This window comes from Streptomyces sp. OZ13, from assembly GCF_052068155.1.
Lineage (GTDB): Bacteria > Actinomycetota > Actinomycetes > Streptomycetales > Streptomycetaceae > Streptomyces.
In genome coordinates this window covers 266140-283957 of the sequence record NZ_JBQHCZ010000004.1, presented here as the reverse complement: position 1 = coordinate 283957, position 17818 = coordinate 266140, and the positions used below count along the sequence as shown (strand labels likewise).

Here is a 17818-nt window from a genome sequence, read left to right as displayed (position 1 = left end):
GGGCCCTCCGCGGCTGTGCCTGCTCCTTAGAGGGTGCGCAGCAGCACCGAGGGGTGCTCCACGCAGTCGGCCACGTAGCGCAGGAATCCTCCGGCGGTGCCGCCGTCGCAGACCCGGTGGTCGAACGTGAGCGAGAGCTGGACGACCTGCCGGACGGCCAGTTCGCCCTGGTGCACCCACGGCTTCGGCACGATCCTGCCGACGCCGAGCATCGCGGCCTCGGGGTGGTTGATGATCGGCGTGGATCCGTCCACACCGAACACTCCGTAGTTGTTCAGCGTAAAGGTGCCGCCGGTCAGGTCCGCCGGGGTGAGCGCCCCTTGGCGGGCTGCCTCGGTGAGCCTGGCGAACTCGGCCGTCAGCGACTCCGCCGAGCGCTTGTGGGCGTCCTTCACGACGGGAACGACCAGTCCGCGGTCGGTCTGCGCCGCGAAGCCGAGGTGCACTCCGGGCAGCCGCACGATCTCCCGGGCGTCCATGTCGACCGTGGAGTTGAGCTCCGGGTGGCGCTCCAGGGCGGCGGTGCAGATGCGGGCCAGCAGCGCCAGCAGCGAGATCTTCGGTCCGCCCGCGGCGTTCATCGCCGCGCGTGCGGCCATCAGTTCGGTCGCGTCCGCGTCGACCCAGCAGGTGGCGTCCGGGATCTCGCGACGGCTGCGCGACAGCTTGTCGGCCACCGCGCCGCGCACCCCGCGCAGCGGGACACGCTCGCCCTGCGCCTTGCCGGCAGCTGCCGCGGCGGCGGGCGGCGCGGCGACCGTCTCGGGAGCACGCAGGGCACGCTCGACGTCGGCCCGCAGGATCAGGCCGTCGGGGCCCGAGCCGGTGAGCGCCCGCAGGTCGACGCCGTGCTCGCGTGCGAGCTTGCGGACCAGGGGAGAGATGACGGCCACCGGACCGTCCTGCGGCACGGCCGCGGCGCCGTGGACCTTGCTCGGTGCGACGGTGGACGTCCCGCCGGCAGTGTGGGACGTGGCGGACGACCGGACCTGAGCCGGAGCTGCCGTGTGTCCGGCGTCCCGGCCGGGGCCGTGCGTCTGCTCCACGACCGAGGCCGCCGGAGCCGCGGGCCGGATACGGCGTCGCCGCGCAGCGGGAGCGCCGGTCCCGTAACCGACCAGGACGTTGCCGGACGACTCCGCGCCGTCTCCGGACGACGGGGAGGCTTCCGGACGCGCGGGCGCCGCTCCTCCACCGGCGGAGGCGTCCGCGCCGGGGGTCTCCGTCGCCCCTACCGCCACGGTGATCAGCGGTGCGCCGACGGGCAGCTCCGTGCCTTCCTCGCCGAAGCGAGCGGTCACCACGCCGCCGTACGGGCAGGGCACTTCCACCATGGCCTTGGCCGTCTCGACCTCGACCACGGGCTGGTCGATCGCGACCACGTCGCCGACCGACACCAGCCAGCGGACGATCTCCGCCTCGGTGAGCCCTTCCCCGAGATCGGGAAGCTTGAATTCGAGCACCTGGGCCATCAGCTCGCCGCCTCCCACTGCAACCGCGCCACCGCGTCCAGCACGCGGTCGACTCCCGGCAGATGATGCCGCTCCAGCATCGGCGGCGGGTACGGGATGTCGAAACCGGCGACCCGGAGCACCGGCGCCTCCAGGTGGTGGAAGCAGCGCTCGGTCACCCGGGCCGCGATCTCTCCACCGGGTCCGCCGAAGCCGGTCGACTCATGGACGACGACCGCCCGGCCGGTGCGCCGCACCGACGCGCAGACCGTCTCGTCGTCGAACGGCACCAGGGAACGCAGGTCGACGACCTCCAGGTCCCAGCCCTCCGCCGCCGCGGCCTCCGCCGCCTCCATGCACACCGGCACGGAAGGGCCGTAGGTGATGAGCGTGGCGCTGCGCCCGGAGCGGCGCACCACGGCACGCCCGATCGGCTCCACGGCGGCCGGCGCCTCCGGCGACCACTCCGCCTTGGACCAGTACAGCCGCTTGGGCTCGAGGAAGACGACGGGGTCGTCGGAGGCGATGGAGGCACGGAGCAGTCCGTACGCGTCCTCGACCGTGGCCGGAGTGACGACGTGCAGGCCGGGGGTCGCCATGTAGTACGCCTCGGAGGAGTCGCTGTGGTGCTCGACTCCGCCGATCCCGCCGCCGTACGGCACGCGCACGGTGATCGGCATCGGCATGCCGCCCTTGGTGCGGTTGCGCATGCGGGCGACATGGCTGATGAGCTGCTCGAACGCCGGGTATGCGAAGGCGTCGAACTGCATTTCCACGACCGGCCGCAGTCCGTACATCGCCATGCCGACGGCGGTGCCGAGAATGCCCGCCTCGGCCAGTGGGGTGTCCGTGCACCGGTCCTCGCCGAACTCCTTGGCGAGTCCGTCCGTGACCCGGAAGACGCCGCCGAGCGTGCCGACGTCCTCTCCCATGACATGGACGGTCGGGTCCTCGGCCATCGCGTCGCGCATCGCGCGCTGCAGGGCCTGGGCCATGGTTGCGGGCTTCACCGCGGCCGTGGTCATCGTGCCTCTTCCTCAGCGTCCAGCTCGGCCCGGAGCAGCGCGGCCTGCTCACGCAGCTGCGTGGTCTGCCGGGCGTAGACGTGCTCGAAAAGATCCATCGGGTTCAGTACCGGGTCGGCGTTCATCCGCTCCCGGAGATCGGCCGCCATGGTCTCCGCCGCCTCGGCGGCGGCCTGCCTGGTCCCGTCGTCGAGCAGTCCCCGCTCGGTCAGCTCCCGCTCCAGGAGCTGGATCGGGTCGTGCGCCCGCCAGGTCTCGACCTCGCTGTCCGCGCGGTAGCGGGTGGCGTCGTCCGCGTTGGTGTGGGCGTCCATGCGGTAGGTGACCGCCTCGATCAGGGTGGGTCCGCCGCCGCGACGGGCGCGGGCAACGGCCTGGCCGAGCACTTCGTGCACCGCGACCGCGTCGTTGCCGTCGACGAGCCGGCCCGGCATGCCGTAACCGACGGCCTTGTGGGCGAGGGAGGGCGCAGCGGTCTGCTTGGCCAGCGGGACGGAGATCGCGAAGCCGTTGTTCTGCACGAGGAAGACCACCGGGGCGTTCCACACGGCGGCGAAGTTCAGGGCCTCGTGGAAGTCGCCCTCGCTGGTGCCGCCGTCTCCGATCATGGCCAGCGCCACGACGTCGTCGCCCTTGAGCCGGGCGGCGTGCGCGAGTCCCACCGCGTGGGGCAGCTGCGTGGCGAGGGGTGTGCACAGCGGTGCGACGCGGTGCTCGTGCGGGTCGTATCCGGTGTGCCAGTCGCCGCGGAGCAGTGTCAGGGCCTGGACCGGGTCCAGGCCGCGGGCCACGGCCGCGAGGGTGTCGCGGTAGCTCGGGAAGAGCCAGTCCCGCTCCTCGAGCGCGAGCGCGGCACCGACCTCGCAGGCCTCCTGCCCGGTGCTCGAGGGGTAGACGGCGAGCCGGCCCTGCTTGGTGAGCGCGGTCGCCTGGGTGTTGTACCTGCGGCCGCGCACCAGCTCCGCGTAGAGCCGGAGCAGCAGCTCGGGGTCGGCGGAGGCAGCGGCTTCCGTGCCGAGCACGCGGTACGGCTCGGGATCGGGGAGCAGCGGCGCAGGGTCGGTGCGGGGCTGCCACGCCGGGGGCGGTGTGGGCCGGTAGGCGGCGGCAGCGGAACCGGGCAGCTCCTGGACCGTCATGCTGCTCTTTCTCAACGCGAGCACCTCCTCGTGGGAGCGACGACGAAAGCGATGAAGAACACGGGGCGGCGGCGCACGGGTGTGTGGCGCGCCTCACCTACCGATTGTTCGGTCGTGGACGCATTTTGGCTACAGGCACGGGCAGCCTGTGGACAAACGGTTCTCCACAGCATGAGATGGAGGCAGGTCGTCCAAGCTAGGAAGGCGGGGGGACATGGCAGCTGAACAAATGGCCGACGGTGGGGACCGCACGGGGCAGACCCCGCCGCCGCGCCCGCTGGACGCCATCGACCGCGACATCCTGCGCATGCTCCAGACGGATGGCCGCGCTTCCATACGCTCCGTCGCCGACCGGGTGCATGTGTCCCGTGCCAACGCGTACGCCCGGATCAACCGGCTGATCGACGACGGCGTGATCCGCGGGTTCAGCGCGCGGGTGAACCACGAGCGGGCCGGCCAGGGGGCCTCGGCCTACATCACCCTCAAGATCGTGCAGAACTCGTGGCGGACGGTCAGGGAACAACTGCAGGCGCTCCCCGGCGCCGCGCACATCGCGCTCGTCAGCGGGGACTTCGACGTCCTTCTGCTGGTGCACACGCCCGACAACCGCACCTTGCGGGAACTGGTACTGACCAGGCTCCAGGCCATCCCGGAGGTGCTGTCGACCCGGACGCTGCTGGTGTTCGAGGAGACGGACCTCGATCCCGGCCCGGGCCCGGCCCCCGGTTCCGGGGCCGCGGCGGGTCAGGATGCCGATCCGCTCTGACGGCCGGCCCGGGGAAACCTTCTGATGCCGCTCCCCCGTGCGGCCGGACGGATCAGGTGCGCAGCCCGTCGAACGCGATCTGCACGACCGTCTCCGCCACCTGGTCCGCGTCGTAGCCGCCGCCCGGATGCGGGCGATACCACTCGACCAGCGAGTTCACCATGCCGAAGAGCAGTCGCGTCGCCAGCCGGATGTCGACGTCGGCCCGCAGGTCGCCGTCCGCGGCGGCCGCCTTCAGCAGGTCCGCGACGCGCTGGTCGAACTCACGGCGACGCTCGAGCGCCCAGCGTTCGGTCTTCGTGTTCCCTCTGACCCGCAGCAGCAGTGTCACGTAGGGCAGTTCGGCCACCAGCACCTCGACCGTCCGCCGGGTGACGTACTCCACCCGCTCGATGGCGCGACCATGCCGGGCGCCGTTCTCGTCAAGGATCGCGAACAAGGATTCCAGCGCCCGGCTGACGGCCCGGCGAAGCAACTCTTCCTTGCCCGCGACGTGATGGTAGATCGACGATTTGGAGATGCCGGCCGCCTTGGACAGGTGCTCCATGGAAGTGCCGTCGTAGCCACGCTCGTTGAAGATCCGCACCGCGACGGTCAGCAGCGTCTCCGGCGTGTACGCGTCCCGCCTGACTGTGGTCATCGGCCGGCCGCCTCGTCGTTGTCGGCGTGGGCGCGGCGCGCGGTCGCCAGGGACGGTGCGTACCGGCCGGTGGGGTAGCGCTCGTGAAGGGCGTCGAGCAGCGCACGCACCCGCTCGAAGCCGAGCTTCTCGCCCCACTCCAGCGGCCCGGCCGGGTAGTTGACGCCGAGCTTCATCGCGGTGTCGATGTCCGGGCCCGAAGCGACATCGCGGTCGACGGCGTCGGCTGCCAAATCCGCCAGCATCGCCACCGTACGGGCGACGATCATGCCCGGTACGTCCCCGATCAGCGAGACATCCTTGCCGATGGCCTGGAAGAGGCCGACGGCCTCCTCCACCGCGCCGGGCATGTTCCTGAGCGTGCTCTCGGACGTGGAAAGGGCGATGCGCGTCGCCTTCTCGTAGTCCAGGGCGAGGTCGAAGTACACGATCCCGTCGTCGAACTCGAACGAAGTCTCCCCGTCCACCAGACCGAGTTCCGCGCCGCCGGGGAGGGATATGCAGCCGTCGCCCTCCCTGCGGTGGACGGTGATTCCGGCCCGCTCGATCAGTTCCGCCAACGGCTCCGCGGGTCCGAGACCGCCTTGCACGACCACGCTCGTGGGAGCCGCGGCGGGCGGCTGAGTCTGCGGCCGGGGGCGCTCGGCGCCTTGTGCGTACGAGAACCAGCCGTGCCCGGACTTGCGGCCGTGGCGGCCCGACTCGACGAGCCGGCGCTGCGCCAGCGACGGCGTGAACTTCGGGTTCTGGAAGAAGGAGTCCCAGACGGAACGGGTGACCGCTTCATTGACGTCCTGACCGATCAGATCGGTCAGCTCGAAGGCCCCCATCCGGAAACCGCCGCACTCTCGCAGCACCGCGTCGATGGTCGCCGGGTCGGCGCCACGCTCCTCGTGGACGGCGAAGGCCTCCGCATAGAAGGGGCGCGCGATGCGGTTGACGATGAAGCCGGGCGTGTCCGCGCAGCGCACGGGGGTCTTGCCCCAGGCGGTGACGGTGGCCAGGGCCCGTTCGGCCGCCGCCTCGTCGGTGGCGTGGCCGCTGACGACCTCGACGAGGGGGAGGAGGGGCGCCGGATTGAAGAAGTGCAGGCCGACGAAGCGGCCGGGCCTGCGCAGCGTGCCGGCGACGGCCGTGACGGAGAGAGAAGAGGTGTTGGTGGCGAGAAGGCAGTCGTCGGCGACGGTCTCCTCAAGCGCCGTGAACAGTTCCTGCTTGACCGGGAGCTGTTCCAGTACGGCCTCGATGACGAGCGCCGCGTCGGCGAGCTCCGAGATGTCCGTGGCTGGGAGCAGCCGACCGCGGGCGTCGTCGCGCTCCGCGGGCGTCATCCGCCCCTTCTCGACGAGCCGGTCCAGGCGCCCGCCGATCGTCTCCGCGGCCTCCTGGGCCCGGCCGGGAACGGCGTCGTGGAGGCGTACGGGATGGCCTGCGACCAGGGCCACCTGTGCGATCCCCTGGCCCATGGTTCCGGTGCCGACGACGGCGACGGTGCGGCTCGTGCCGATCGCGGTCGTGGAGTCGATGGCGGTCATGGAGGCGATCCTCCCCGATGAGTTGTCCACAGGTTCGACAGGCCCCCTTGTACCGACCGATCGTTCGGTTACTCTAACTCTGTCATCACTCCCCTGCCCAGCTCGACGAGGAGTTGGTCCGCATGCAGCTGACCGAGACCCACCGGCCCACGCTCGACCAGGCCCTCGAGGCGATCCGTACGCGGGCGTACTGGTCTCCGCACCCTGAGCACCCCAAGGCCTACGGCGAGAGCGCACCCGCCGACGGCCTGGCCGCCTTCGAGGCGCTTCGGGGCTCCCGCTTCGACCTGGACCAGCCGGGCACCGACGGCTGGACCGGCAGCGAGGTCTCTCCGTACGGACCGGAGCTGGGGATCGAGTATCCGCACCCGGACCTGGACGTACTGCTCCCCGCGATGCGCGCCGGGACGGCGGGCTGGCGCGAGGCCGGCCCCGAGACGCGAGCCCTTGTCTGCCTGGAGATCCTCTCCCGGATCAGCGCCCGCACCCATGAGTTCGCGCACGCGGTGATGCACACCAGCGGGCAGGCCTTCATGATGGCGTTCCAGGCCGGCGGCCCGCACGCCCAGGACCGCGGCCTCGAGGCCGTGGCCTACGCGTACGCGGAGCAGACCCGCACCCCCGCCGCCGCGGACTGGTCCAAGCCCCAGGGCAAGCGCGACCCGCTGCAACTCCGGAAGACGTTCACGACCGCTGGACGCGGCATCGCGCTGGTGATCGGCTGCAACACCTTCCCGACGTGGAACGGCTACCCTGGCCTCTTCGCCTCCCTGGCCACGGGCAACCCGGTCCTGGTGAAGCCTCATCCCCGTGCCGTGCTCCCGCTGGCCCTGACCGTGAAGGTGGCCCGCGAGGTGCTCGCAGAGGCCGGCTTCGACCCGAACCTGGTCTGCCTCGCCGTCGAGCGTCCGGACGAGGGCATCGCGAAGATCCTCGCGACTCGCCCCGAAATCAAGATCATCGACTACACGGGCTCCACCGACTTCGGCGAGTGGCTGGAGGCCAACGCCCGTCAGGCGCAGGTCTACACGGAGAAGGCCGGCGTCAACACGATCGTCATCGACTCCACCGACGACTACAAGGGAATGCTGTCCAACCTGGCCTTCTCGCTGTCCCTGTACAGCGGCCAGATGTGCACCACCCCGCAGAACGTCCTGATCCCGAGGGACGGCATCTCCACCGAGTCGGGCCCCAAGAGCTACGACGAGGTCGCATCGGACCTGGCGGCCGCCGTCGGCGGTCTGCTCGGCGACGACGCCCGGGCGAACGCGCTGCTGGGCGCCCTGGTCAACCCCGACGTGAAGGCGCGGCTCGAGGCTGCGGCCGACCTGGGCGAGGTGGCTCTCGAGTCGCGGGAGGTTCCCAACCCCGACTTCCCGGGCGCGACGGTACGTACCCCGGTGATCGTGAAGCTCGACGGCGCCCGTAAGTACTGGGAGTCCACGGACAACGAGCCCGCGTATCTCTCCGAGTGCTTCGGCCCGGTCTCCTTCGTGGTGGCCGTGGACTCCACGGCCGACGCCCTGGACCTCCTGCGCCGCACGGTCCGCGAGAAGGGTGCGATGACGGTCGGGGCGTACACCACGTCAGCGGAGACGGAGCGCGCGATCGAGGACGTCTGTTTCGAGGAGTCGGCGCAGCTCTCGTTGAACCTGACCGGCGGGGTGTACGTCAACCAGACCGCCGCGTTCTCCGACTTCCACGGCTCCGGCGGCAACCCCGCCGCGAACGCGGCCCTGTGCGACGCCGCGTTCGTCGCCAACCGCTTCCGTGTGGTGGAGGTCCGCCGCCAGGCCTGACGCGCCGCGGGGACTGCGGGGGCCGCACCCCCGCAGTCCCTCAGGGCGGGGCCGTGCTCCACCGCACAGGCCCCGTCCGGCAGGTCGCCCTGCCCCCTGAGTTCTCGCTCCCGGGTTCTCAGATGGAAGCCGCGGTCATTCCCGCGGAGCCGGCACATCGGCGTACCGCTGCACCCAGGCATGCATCGCGATGGCAGCCGCCGCGCCCGCGTTGATGGATCGCGTCGAACCGAACTGCGCGATCGAGCACACCATGGACGCGTGCTTGCGGGCCTCCTCGGTGAGTCCGGGGCCCTCCTGGCCGAAGAGAAGCACGCACCGGCGAGGCAGCTCCGTCCGCTCGATGGGCACGGCCCCCGGCAGATTGTCGATTCCGATGATCGGCAGGTCCTCGGCGGCCGCCCAGTCCGTCAGCGAGGCCGTGTCCGGATGGTGCCGCACGTGCTGGTACCGGTCGGTGACCATCGCGCCGCGCCTGTTCCAGCGCCGGCGTCCGACGATGTGGATCTCCCTGGCCAGGAACGCGTTGGCGGTGCGCACCACTGAGCCGATGTTGAAGTCGTGGCCCCAGTTCTCCACGGCCACATGGAACCCGTGCCTGCGGGTGTCCAGGTCGGCGACGATCGCCTCGCGTGTCCAGTAGCGGTACCGGTCCACGACGTTGCGGCGGTCGCCCGCGGCCAGCAGCTCGGGGTCGTAGCGCTCGTCCTGCGGCCAGGGCAGCGGGTGGGGGCCGACGCCGATCTCGGGGGCGTAGCCCTCGTCGTACTGCAGCGGTTCTTCGGTGGTGCTCACCCGACGAGCGTACGGGGCTGGTCCTCGCTTCTGCGCCGCAGCTGGGACGGAACGGCGCTGCCGGCCAGCAGCCGGTCCCGTCTGCGCACCACCACGGCACCCAGGCCGACCAGGAAGCCGGTCGGCAGGAACACGGCGTCCGCCGCGATCATCGCCAGCGAGAAGAACGGCAGCCCCAGCAGTACGGCGATGCCGGCGTGCTCGAGCATCATGATCACCAACAGCACGTTCTTGACGCGCCGGTTGAACAGGGTGAAGGGGAAGGCCACCTGCACGATGACGGTGCCGTAGGTGAGCAGCATGACCACCACCCCGCCGGACGCGAGAAGCCCGGAGAGCGCCGGCCACGGAGCGAAGTAGTCCAGCTTGAGCGGGTAGTACAGGGCGGTGCCGTCCTGCCAGCGTGAACCCTGGATCTTGTACCAGCCGGCGGTCGCGTAGATCACGCAGACCTCGGCCATGATCACGGCGAGGGCGGCGTTGTGCACGAGGTTCGCCAGGACGTCCAGCAAGGTGCGGGGCTCGCTGTCCGGCGCGTAGCGGTTCAGGGCCCACCACAGGCCCTGTGCCGTCCACACGCCCCACAACAGGACCATGATCCATGGCTGCCCGCCGGCTCTGCCCACGATCGTTTCCACGGAGAGCATGGCGCCCAGCACGGACCACAGGACCGGGCCCGTACGGTCCCTCGCGGAAGGGCGTGCCGCACGCCGCGCGTCCAGGGACCAGACCTGCGCGCAGCGCGTCATCACCAGGTAGACGGCCATGAGGTGGACGACGTTGTCGCCCCCGTCGCCCACGAAGATCGACCGGTTCTGCAGGGACAGCACACCGATCATGAACAGCACGGACACGGCGCGGGTACGCCAGCCGAGCACCATGAGCAGGCTGGACAGCACACCGACGCCGTAGACGACTTCGAACCAAAGGGTGCTGTCGGACCACAGGAGGGCGCTGAACGCGTCGTTGTCCGCGATCAGCTCCTTGCCCATTTCCCAGCTCCACGGACCGTCGGGTCCGTAGAGGTCGTGCCGGTGGGGGAACTCGGTCAGCAGGAACAGCAGCCACGTCGCACCGAACCCGATCCGGACGACGGCGCTCTGGTACGGGCCGAGTGCCGTGGACGTGACGCGCTGAACGGCGCGGGCGAACCTGCGCTCCTGGGCCTGCTTCACCGCGCCGCCTCCGTCCGGCCGGTGGCGCGGTCCTTGTTGTCGGCGCCTCCGGGCAGATCCGCCGGGGTGACCGTCCACCACGGGAGCTCCCGGTGGACGGGCCGGGTGTCGATCTTCTCGTCGCTCCACCGAGGGGCCTCGATCGATGTCGTCGAGGCGCGGAGCTGGATGCGCTCGACGGGACCACCGAGGTCGTGCCGCTCGAGGCGCAGCATGACGATGCGGCGGATGTAGCTCTCCGAGAGCCGGCCGCGGAGGCCGTTGGGACTGTCACCGGTGTCGTGGGAGCCCACGTAGAAGTCCCAGGCCCGGCGGAGCTGGTTCTGGTGGACGTGGCTGGGAAGAGGGTTGCCGCGGATTTCCGCACCGTCCTCCGCGGACAGGTCGATCCAGTCGCTGGTGCGGCGGCTGCCGTCGTCGGCCGTGTACTGGGCACGCACCTGAACGGCGATGTTCTGCTGGAGCGGGTTGGGGGCGAAGAGTTTCCAGTTCTGCTCGAACTCGGGATAGACCCAGAAGTCCACCAGCTCGCCGTGCTGCTTCGTCACGGTGTTGGACGGGGCCACGTGGAGGAAAACCATCGCCAGGTGGGTGCAGGCCACCGCCGCTATCAGCGCGAGTGAAAGGGCTGCCGCCACCTGGTACGGGAGGGACAGCCCGGCCATTCCTCGGCCGGAGCCGACCGGCCCGGAATGAGCCGGGACGGCGGCGGAGGATTCGGCGGGATCCTCCGGGCCCGGAGGGTCCACCGGCCCTGCGGGACCGGGGACATGCACGTGGCCCGCGGTGATGCAGGGAGGAGGCTGGAGCCGGGCTATCGGCCAGCTCTCGTGGCGATCGTCCGGACGGCCGCCTTCCGGCTGCCGGTCGGGGGGAAGCGGAGGCGGTTCGGCACCCGGAGAACCGGCGCCTTTGCCTTCCTCATCCTGGTAGGAGTCCATCCCCGCCCCGATCCCCGTCGGTCACCTCGGTCATCCACAGGGGTGACACCCTACGGGCCATCGCCCGACCATTGAAGCCGATGAACCGAACGACCGGTCGGTCGGGGGGTCCGGGCCGGGGCCGGCCACAGCCTCCGTCTTCACAGCGCCGCCGAGACCCTGGGCACCAGCCGCAGCGACACCAGGAGAGCTTCCACGTCGACCACGGTTCCGCGCTGACTCGCGCCGCGACGACCGCGCCCGCCACGCCTCCCTCGACCGACAGGGCCCTCCCGGCCCCCGCGCCCATTCCCTTCCCGCCCCACCTGACCTATCTTGACGGTCCGTCAGAAACGGCGGGTCGCTGGAAGGAGCGGGCAGTGGACTTCACCTTCACCGAGGAACACCTGGCGGCCGCGGAGGCGGCGAAGGCCGTGTTCTCGGCAGTGGCGCCCGACGCGGTACCGAGCCCCGCGATGACCGCCGGTGCGGTCGCCGAGGACTTCGACCGTGGGCTGTGGGCCCAGCTTGCCGATGCCGGCCTGCTGGGGCTGATGCTGTCGCCAGATCACGACGGCGCCGGTCTCGACCCCATCGCGCTCTGCCTGGTACTGCGCGAGTCGGCCAAGGTGCTGGCACGCGTGCCGCTGCTGGAGACGAGCGCCGTCGCCATGGCCGTGGAGCGGCACGGCAGTGCCGAGCTCTGCGAAGAGGTTCTGCCCCGTGTCGGAAGCGGCGGCCTGGTGCTCACAGCCGGAGCCAGCGGCCGCACCGGCCACGATGCCGCCGAACTCGCCGTCACCGCACACCGTGAGGCGGAGTCGGCGGGCGGCTGGATCCTCGACGGGGCGCAGACCGCGGTGCCCTGGGCACAGTACGCGGACCTTCTCGCCGTCCCCGCCCACACGGGCGGCGGCAGGACGGTCCTCGCCCTCGTGCCGCGGATCCACGACGGCCTCACCCTGGCCGAGCAGATCTCCACCAACGGCGAGCGCCTGGCGGAGGTCCGCCTCGACGGGGTGCGGATCGACGAACACCGTCTGATCGACGACAAGCAGGCATGGGAGTTTCTCCGCGGCCTTCTCGCCACGGGCACCTGCGCCCTGGCGCTCGGCCTCGGGGAGCAGGTGCTGGCCATGACCGGTGAATACACCGGCAGGCGGGAGCAGTTCGGCTTCCCGGTGGCCACTTTCCAGGCCGTGGCCGTTCAGGCTGCCGACCGGTACATCGACCTGCGCGCCATGGAGGCCACACTCTGGCAGGCCGCCTGGCGTATCGGCACCGACTCCGGCGGAGCACTGCCGCCCGCGGGTGACATCGCGGTGGCCAAGATCTGGGCGTCGGAAGGGGTGAGGCGTGTGGTGCAGACCGCTCAGCATCTGCACGGCGGGTTCGGCGCCGACGTCGACTATCCGCTCCACCGGTACCACGCCTGGGCAAAGCAGCTCGAGCTCTCACTCGGTCCCGCCGCCGCCCACGAGGAGGCTCTGGGCGACCTTCTCGCCGCCCACCCGCTCGACTAGGCGCCCCGGCGCCGGCGGATCGCGGTCCGCCGGGCCGCGGGCGGTCAGAGCACGAAGGCGGGGCTGCCGTTCTCGGTGACCATGGGGCGTCCCGCCCCGTCCCAGGCGAGCATGCCCCCGTCGACGTTCACCGCGTCGAGGCCCTGCTGCACCAGATACTGAGTGACCTGCGCGGAGCGACCGCCTACCCGGCACATCACAAAGGCACGGCGCCCGTCGGCCAGCGCCTCCGTCACCTGTCCGAACCGGGCCACGAAGTCGCTCATCGGCACATGCAACGCGCCTTCGACATGCCCGGCAGCCCACTCGTCTGACTCCCGGACGTCCAGCACCAGGGCGTCGTCCGGTACCGCCGCGGCTTCCACGGAGGGCAACGGGGCGAAGTTCATGGTGATGCCTTCTCTCTTACGTGTGGGGGGCCGGCCCCGTACCGCAGCGGTCCGGTCCGGGATCCCGACTGCCGAGGGCTCCGGAAAACCTACTGCACGAGCGCGGCCAGCTCGGCCTCACGCTCGGCCACCTGCGCCAGAAGCTGCTCGGCGATCTCCTCCAGCAGCCGGTCCGGATCGTCGGGCGCCATCCGCAGCATCGCGCCGATCGCGCTCTCCTCCAGCTCCCGGGCGACCACGGTCAGCAGCTCCTTGCGCTGCGCCAGCCACTCGAGCCGGGCGTAGAGCTCCTCGCGCTCGCTGGGCCGCGGGGCGGCCGGCGCGGGGCCCGCGGCCCATTCCTCCGCGAGCTCCCTCAGCTTCGCCGCGTCCCCGAGACCGTAGGCGGCGTTCACGCGCGCGATGAACTCGTCGCGCCGCGCCCGCTCCGTCTCGTCCTGCGCCAGGTCCGGGTGCGCCTTGCGGGCCAGCTCGCGGTAGAGCTTGCGTGCCTCTTCGCTCGGCCGGACCCGCTTCGGCGCCTGCACGGGCTGATCGGTGAGCATCGCCGCGGCCTCGGGGGAGAGGCCGTCGGAGTCCATCCAGTCGTGGAACAGCTCATCGACGCCGGGCATCGGAAGCACCAGGGCCCGTGCCTCCTGCGCCTTCCGCAGATCTTCCGGATCGCCGCTGCGCGCCGCCCGGGCTTCCGCGATCTGCGCGTCGAGCTCGTCCAGCCGCGCGTACATCGGTCCGAGCTTCTGGTGATGCAGCCGCGAGAAGTTCTCCACTTCCACCCGGAACGTCTCCACCGCGATCTCGAACTCGATCAGCGCGTGCTCCGCCGCCCCCACTGCCTTCGCCAGCCGCGCCTCGGGCCGGTCCTGCTCGGTAGTCTGTGCGGCATCCTGCACGGACTGGTCGTCGTCGTTGTGGGTCGTCGGTCCCCCGGCGGCATCCTGAGTCACCGCTCCAGCCTACGGGCGTGGCCGGCCGCGTTGTCACACACCCAGCTCAGCGGCTGTCCGGCCACTCTTGATGGCCGTCAGCAGGTCCGCGTGGTCCGCTTCCGTACGGTCCGCGTACGTCACTGCGAACGCGGCGACCGCCTCGTCGAACTCCTCGTTCTTGCCGCAGTAACCGGCGAGCAGCCGCGGATCCGCGCTGTGGGCGTGGGCACGGGCGAGCAGCGCCCCCGTCATCCGGCCGTAGTCGTCGAGCTGGTCGGGGGTGAGAGCCGCGGGGTCGACACTGCCCTTGCGGTTCCTGAACTGCCGCACCTGGAAGGGGCGACCCTCCACCGTCGTCCAGCCCAGCAGGCTGTCGCTGACGACCTGCATCCGCTTCTGTCCCTGCACGACCCGGCGTCCCTCGTGCTCCGGGTCCGGCGCCGGCAGGCCGACGGACGCCAGGTGCGGGAGGAGCGCGGAGGCACGGGCCTCCTTCACCTGCAGCACCAGCGGATCGCCGCGGTGGTCGAGGAGGAGCACCACATACGAGCGCGTCCCTACGCTTCCGGTCCCCACGACACGGAAGGCCACATCGTGGATCGCATAGCGGGCGAGCAGCGGACGACGGTCTTCCGCGACGGTGGTCAGATACTCCCCGAGCGAGGCCGCGACGGCTGCCGCCTCCTCGTCCGACACGCGGCGCAGGACCGGCGGAGCGTCCACGAAGCGACGCCCACCTGCCTCGTCACCCTCCTCGATGACCTCGGTCGACCTGGCCGCGAAGCGCGCACTCGTGTTGTTGCGGGCCTTTGCGGCGACCCGCTCCAGCGTGCCCAGAAGATCCCGCGCGTCCGTGTGCGAGACGAGTTCCTCGTCGGCGATGGCGTTCCACGCGTCCAAGGCCGGCAGCTTGGCCAGCAACCGCATGGTTCGGCGATAGGCACCCACGGCGTCGAAGGCCGCCGCGCGGCAGGAGTCCTCGCTGCCGCCAGCGACCCGCCCGGCCAGCACCAGGGACACCGCCAGCCGCTTGAGGTCCCACTCCCACGGGCCGACGACGGTCTCGTCGAAGTCGTTGAGGTCCATCACGAGCCGGCCGCGGGCGTCTCCGTAGAGGCCGAAGTTCGCGGCGTGCGCATCACCACATATCTGTGCGCCGATACCGGTGACCGGAGTGCCCACCAGATCGTGGGCCATCAGACCGGCCGCGCCCCGCAGGAAGGCGAACGGTGAGGCCGCCATCCGCCCCACCCGTATCGGAGTGAGCTCCGGCACACGTCCGCGGCTCGACTCCTCCACCGCCTGCACGGCGTCGGGACGCCCCGCCGGAGACCGAAGCCCGTCGTGCGAGGACCGTGACACCTTCTTACGCAGCGCCTTGCCGGCGTCCTTCGGAGACGCCACGCCGGCCGACGCCTTGCGCGGCGCGAAGCCCGGCACCACGGGGATACGCGGACGCGGCCCCCCGCCGGAACCGCCGGTGGCCGTGCCACGACTCTCCCCGCCGGACTCGGCCCGACCCTCCGACACCGTCGCCATGGTTTCGCTCATGTCCGCGGCCTCCCCCGGCGACGTGCGCCATCAACATCAAGTGCCCTGACGGTACCGCCGGGTCCCGACGGCCGTCTGCCCCTGTGGAAAACCCCGGTACGGGCCGAGCCGTCAGGGCAGAGTCAACATCCGGATCAGTTGCCGGGCCGCGGACGTTCCACGTGAAACATCAACGGAGCCCGGCGTATCGACGCATGCGTCCCAGCCCGCGCCGAGGCATGCGAAAAGGGCCCCCACCGGGACTTTCGTCCGGTGGAGACCCTTCTTCGCTGTGCGCGAGGGGGGAGTTGAACCCCCACGCCCTTTCGGGCACTGGAACCTGAATCCAGCGCGTCTGCCTATTCCGCCACCCGCGCATTGGGTGTTGTGCTCGAGTGCCTCACCTGTTCGGTGCGACCCCCTGGCGACATGCAGAAGATTAGCACGCTGCACAGGGTGGATTCACATCCGTTTGTTTGGGTGGCCCAGGGAAGGAACAGGGAACGAAGCGAGCGGTCGGGGGAACGAACGGCGGCGCCCCCCACTCCTCCTGTATGCACCCCGGGTGCGGGACACTGTCAGGAGGCCGCCTCTACGATCCGGTGTGAGAGGTGACACTCATCGACGGGGCAGACAAGGGGAACCAGCCGATTTCCCGACGCGTGGATACGATCAGTAAGCAGTACCAGGACGACAGCAACGGAGGAGGTGCCCCATGGGAGTCCTGAAGCGTTTCGAGCAGCGACTCGAAGGTCTGGTCAACGGCACCTTCGCCAAGGTGTTCAAGTCCGAGGTCCAGCCTGTCGAGATCGCGGGCGCCCTCCAGCGGGAGTGCGACAACAACGCGACGATCTGGAACCGCGAGCGGACCGTCGTCCCCAACGACTTCATCGTCGAGCTCAGCGCGCCCGACTTCGAGCGCCTGAGCCCGTACTCGGGCCAGCTCGGCGACGAGCTCTCCGGCCTGGTCCGTGACTACGCCAAGCAGCAGCGCTACACCTTCATGGGCCCGATCAAGGTCCACCTGGAGAAGGCGGACGACCTCGACACGGGTCTGTACCGGGTACGCAGCCGCACTCTCGCGTCGAGTACGTCACAGGCTCCCGGAGGACGGCCCGCCGGAGGCCCTCAGGCAGTGGCCGGCCCCGCCGGAGGCTACGGTTACCCTCCGGCCGGTGCTCCTCCGATGCCGGCCGCACCACCTCCCGGCATGGCAGCGGGTCCGCGTCCCGGCCCCGCTGCGGGCCAGCGCGCAGCCGGCCCGGGCGCCATGCCGAACACACAAGTACGACGCTGGATCGAGATCAATGGCACACGCCATCAGATCTCCCGCCCGACGCTGGTGCTGGGTCGCAGCACCGACGCCGATGTGCGGATCGACGACCCCGGCGTATCGCGCCGGCACTGTGAGATCCGGACCGGAACGCCCTCGACGATCCAGGATCTCGGGTCCACCAACGGCATCGTGGTGGACGGGCAGCACACCACCCGCGCTACGCTCCGCGACGGCTCGCGGATCGTCGTGGGCAGCACCACCATCGTTTACCGGCAAGCCGAAGGGTGAAGCGGGGGCAATGTCAGAGCTGACCCTGACGGTCATGCGGCTAGGTTTCCTGGCCGTTCTGTGGCTGTTCGTCATCGTGGCCGTCCAGGTCATTCGCAGCGATCTGTTCGGTACGCGGGTGACGCAGCGCGGTTCGCGCCGCGGCGCCGACGCGCGTCCGCAGCAGCAGCGCCAGAACGCCGCGCCGCCGCAGCAGCGCCAGCAGGCCGGCGGCCGCCAGCGGCGGGGAGCGCCGACGAAGCTGGTCGTGTCCGAAGGCACACTCACCGGCACCACCGTCGCCCTCCAGGGCCAGACCATCACCCTGGGCCGGGCGCACGACTCCACGATCGTGCTGGACGACGACTACGCGTCCAGCAGGCATGCCAGGATCTACCCGGACCGTGACGGCCAGTGGATCGTCGAGGATCTCGGGTCCACCAACGGCACATATCTCGACCGGACCCGACTCACCACCCCGACACCGATTCCGCTGGGCGCGCCGATCCGCATCGGCAAGACCGTCATCGAGCTGCGGAAGTAGTACGACAATGAGCGAGCGGAGCGAGCGAGCCGCAGCGGTCCCCACCGGCGACCGGCACGGGCTCCCGACCGGAGGGTGGGCAGTGTGGCTCGAGACCGGCTGGCGCGACAGTCGA

General features: G+C 70.8%; 16 protein-coding genes and 1 tRNA gene. 5 read left to right on the top strand and 12 right to left on the bottom strand.

The window, feature by feature from the left end; genetic code table 11:
* Positions 1 to 26: 26 nt before the first annotated feature.
* From ACTMTU_RS11590 to pdhA, 3 genes are read right to left on the bottom strand one after another with little or no spacing between them, the layout of a single operon-like run.
* Positions 27 to 1472 (bottom strand): dihydrolipoamide acetyltransferase family protein, encoded by a 1446-nt coding sequence (locus tag ACTMTU_RS11590; protein WP_441263383.1) that lies wholly within the window; start codon positions 1470 to 1472, stop codon positions 27 to 29.
* Positions 1472 to 2476 carry an alpha-ketoacid dehydrogenase subunit beta gene (locus ACTMTU_RS11585; protein ID WP_441263382.1) on the bottom strand — a complete coding sequence of 335 codons (1005 nt, stop codon included), beginning with the start codon at positions 2474 to 2476 and terminating at the stop codon, positions 1472 to 1474. The genes ACTMTU_RS11590 and ACTMTU_RS11585 overlap by 1 nt, the downstream gene beginning before the upstream one ends.
* Positions 2473 to 3615, bottom strand: coding sequence for a pyruvate dehydrogenase (acetyl-transferring) E1 component subunit alpha (pdhA, locus tag ACTMTU_RS11580; RefSeq protein WP_441263707.1), 1143 nt, complete (start codon positions 3613 to 3615; stop codon positions 2473 to 2475). The genes ACTMTU_RS11585 and pdhA overlap by 4 nt, the downstream gene beginning before the upstream one ends.
* 229 nt (positions 3616 to 3844) lie before the next feature.
* Here pdhA and ACTMTU_RS11575 point away from each other — a divergent pair, with 229 nt between their 5' ends.
* Positions 3845 to 4381 (top strand): Lrp/AsnC family transcriptional regulator, encoded by a 537-nt coding sequence (locus ACTMTU_RS11575; RefSeq protein WP_441263706.1) that lies wholly within the window; start codon positions 3845 to 3847, stop codon positions 4379 to 4381.
* Between the two features lie 52 nt (positions 4382 to 4433).
* Here the strand turns inward: ACTMTU_RS11575 and ACTMTU_RS11570 are convergent, their stop codons facing one another.
* Entirely contained in the window at positions 4434 to 5021 is a 588-nt protein-coding gene (locus tag ACTMTU_RS11570; RefSeq protein ID WP_441263381.1) for a TetR/AcrR family transcriptional regulator, read from the bottom strand.
* Positions 5018 to 6556, bottom strand: coding sequence for a 3-hydroxyacyl-CoA dehydrogenase (locus tag ACTMTU_RS11565; RefSeq protein ID WP_441263380.1), 1539 nt, complete (start codon positions 6554 to 6556; stop codon positions 5018 to 5020). The genes ACTMTU_RS11570 and ACTMTU_RS11565 overlap by 4 nt, the downstream gene beginning before the upstream one ends.
* Before the next feature lie 122 nt (positions 6557 to 6678).
* On the opposite strand from ACTMTU_RS11565, the gene paaN reads away from it, so the two are divergent.
* Positions 6679 to 8355, top strand: a complete 1677-nt coding sequence (gene paaN, locus ACTMTU_RS11560; protein WP_441263379.1) for a phenylacetic acid degradation protein PaaN — start codon at positions 6679 to 6681, stop codon at positions 8353 to 8355.
* A 135-nt stretch (positions 8356 to 8490) separates the two neighbouring features.
* Here the strand turns inward: paaN and ACTMTU_RS11555 are convergent, their stop codons facing one another.
* From ACTMTU_RS11555 to ACTMTU_RS11545, 3 genes are read right to left on the bottom strand one after another with little or no spacing between them, the layout of a single operon-like run.
* A complete protein-coding gene (locus ACTMTU_RS11555; protein WP_441263378.1) occupies positions 8491 to 9150 on the bottom strand; it encodes a TrmH family RNA methyltransferase in 660 nt (219 codons plus the stop codon).
* On the bottom strand, positions 9147 to 10325 hold the full coding sequence (locus tag ACTMTU_RS11550; RefSeq protein ID WP_441263377.1) for an HTTM domain-containing protein: 1179 nt from the start codon (positions 10323 to 10325) through the stop codon (positions 9147 to 9149). Before ACTMTU_RS11550 ends, ACTMTU_RS11555 begins: the two co-directional genes overlap by 4 nt.
* Positions 10322 to 11266 (bottom strand): DUF5819 family protein, encoded by a 945-nt coding sequence (locus ACTMTU_RS11545; RefSeq protein ID WP_441263376.1) that lies wholly within the window; start codon positions 11264 to 11266, stop codon positions 10322 to 10324. Before ACTMTU_RS11545 ends, ACTMTU_RS11550 begins: the two co-directional genes overlap by 4 nt.
* 359 nt (positions 11267 to 11625) lie before the next feature.
* Here ACTMTU_RS11545 and ACTMTU_RS11540 point away from each other — a divergent pair, with 359 nt between their 5' ends.
* Positions 11626 to 12768: an acyl-CoA dehydrogenase family protein gene (locus ACTMTU_RS11540; RefSeq protein WP_441263375.1), complete on the top strand. Its 1143-nt coding sequence runs from the start codon at positions 11626 to 11628 to the stop codon at positions 12766 to 12768.
* 44 nt (positions 12769 to 12812) lie between these two features.
* On the opposite strand, the gene ACTMTU_RS11535 is transcribed toward ACTMTU_RS11540, so the two are convergent.
* The 4 genes from ACTMTU_RS11535 to ACTMTU_RS11520 all read right to left on the bottom strand — a co-directional run bounded on the left by ACTMTU_RS11535 (position 12813) and on the right by ACTMTU_RS11520 (position 15993).
* Positions 12813 to 13157: a rhodanese-like domain-containing protein gene (locus ACTMTU_RS11535; RefSeq protein WP_441263374.1), complete on the bottom strand. Its 345-nt coding sequence runs from the start codon at positions 13155 to 13157 to the stop codon at positions 12813 to 12815.
* A gap of 89 nt (positions 13158 to 13246) precedes the next feature.
* Positions 13247 to 14104 carry a hypothetical protein gene (locus ACTMTU_RS11530; RefSeq protein ID WP_441263373.1) on the bottom strand — a complete coding sequence of 286 codons (858 nt, stop codon included), beginning with the start codon at positions 14102 to 14104 and terminating at the stop codon, positions 13247 to 13249.
* A 33-nt stretch (positions 14105 to 14137) separates the two neighbouring features.
* The gene (locus ACTMTU_RS11525; RefSeq protein WP_441263372.1) at positions 14138 to 15637 is read right to left on the bottom strand and encodes a DUF2252 domain-containing protein; all 1500 of its coding nucleotides are present in this window, start codon (positions 15635 to 15637) and stop codon (positions 14138 to 14140) included.
* Between the two features lie 272 nt (positions 15638 to 15909).
* Positions 15910 to 15993 (bottom strand) — tRNA-Leu (locus tag ACTMTU_RS11520).
* Between the two features lie 338 nt (positions 15994 to 16331).
* Between ACTMTU_RS11520 and ACTMTU_RS11515 the strand changes: the two genes are divergently transcribed.
* The gene (locus tag ACTMTU_RS11515) at positions 16332 to 17180 is read left to right on the top strand and encodes an FhaA domain-containing protein (protein ID WP_441263371.1); all 849 of its coding nucleotides are present in this window, start codon (positions 16332 to 16334) and stop codon (positions 17178 to 17180) included.
* 10 nt (positions 17181 to 17190) lie between these two features.
* Positions 17191 to 17703 carry an FHA domain-containing protein FhaB/FipA gene (locus ACTMTU_RS11510; RefSeq protein ID WP_441263370.1) on the top strand — a complete coding sequence of 171 codons (513 nt, stop codon included), beginning with the start codon at positions 17191 to 17193 and terminating at the stop codon, positions 17701 to 17703.
* The last annotated feature ends 115 nt before the right edge of the window (positions 17704 to 17818 follow it).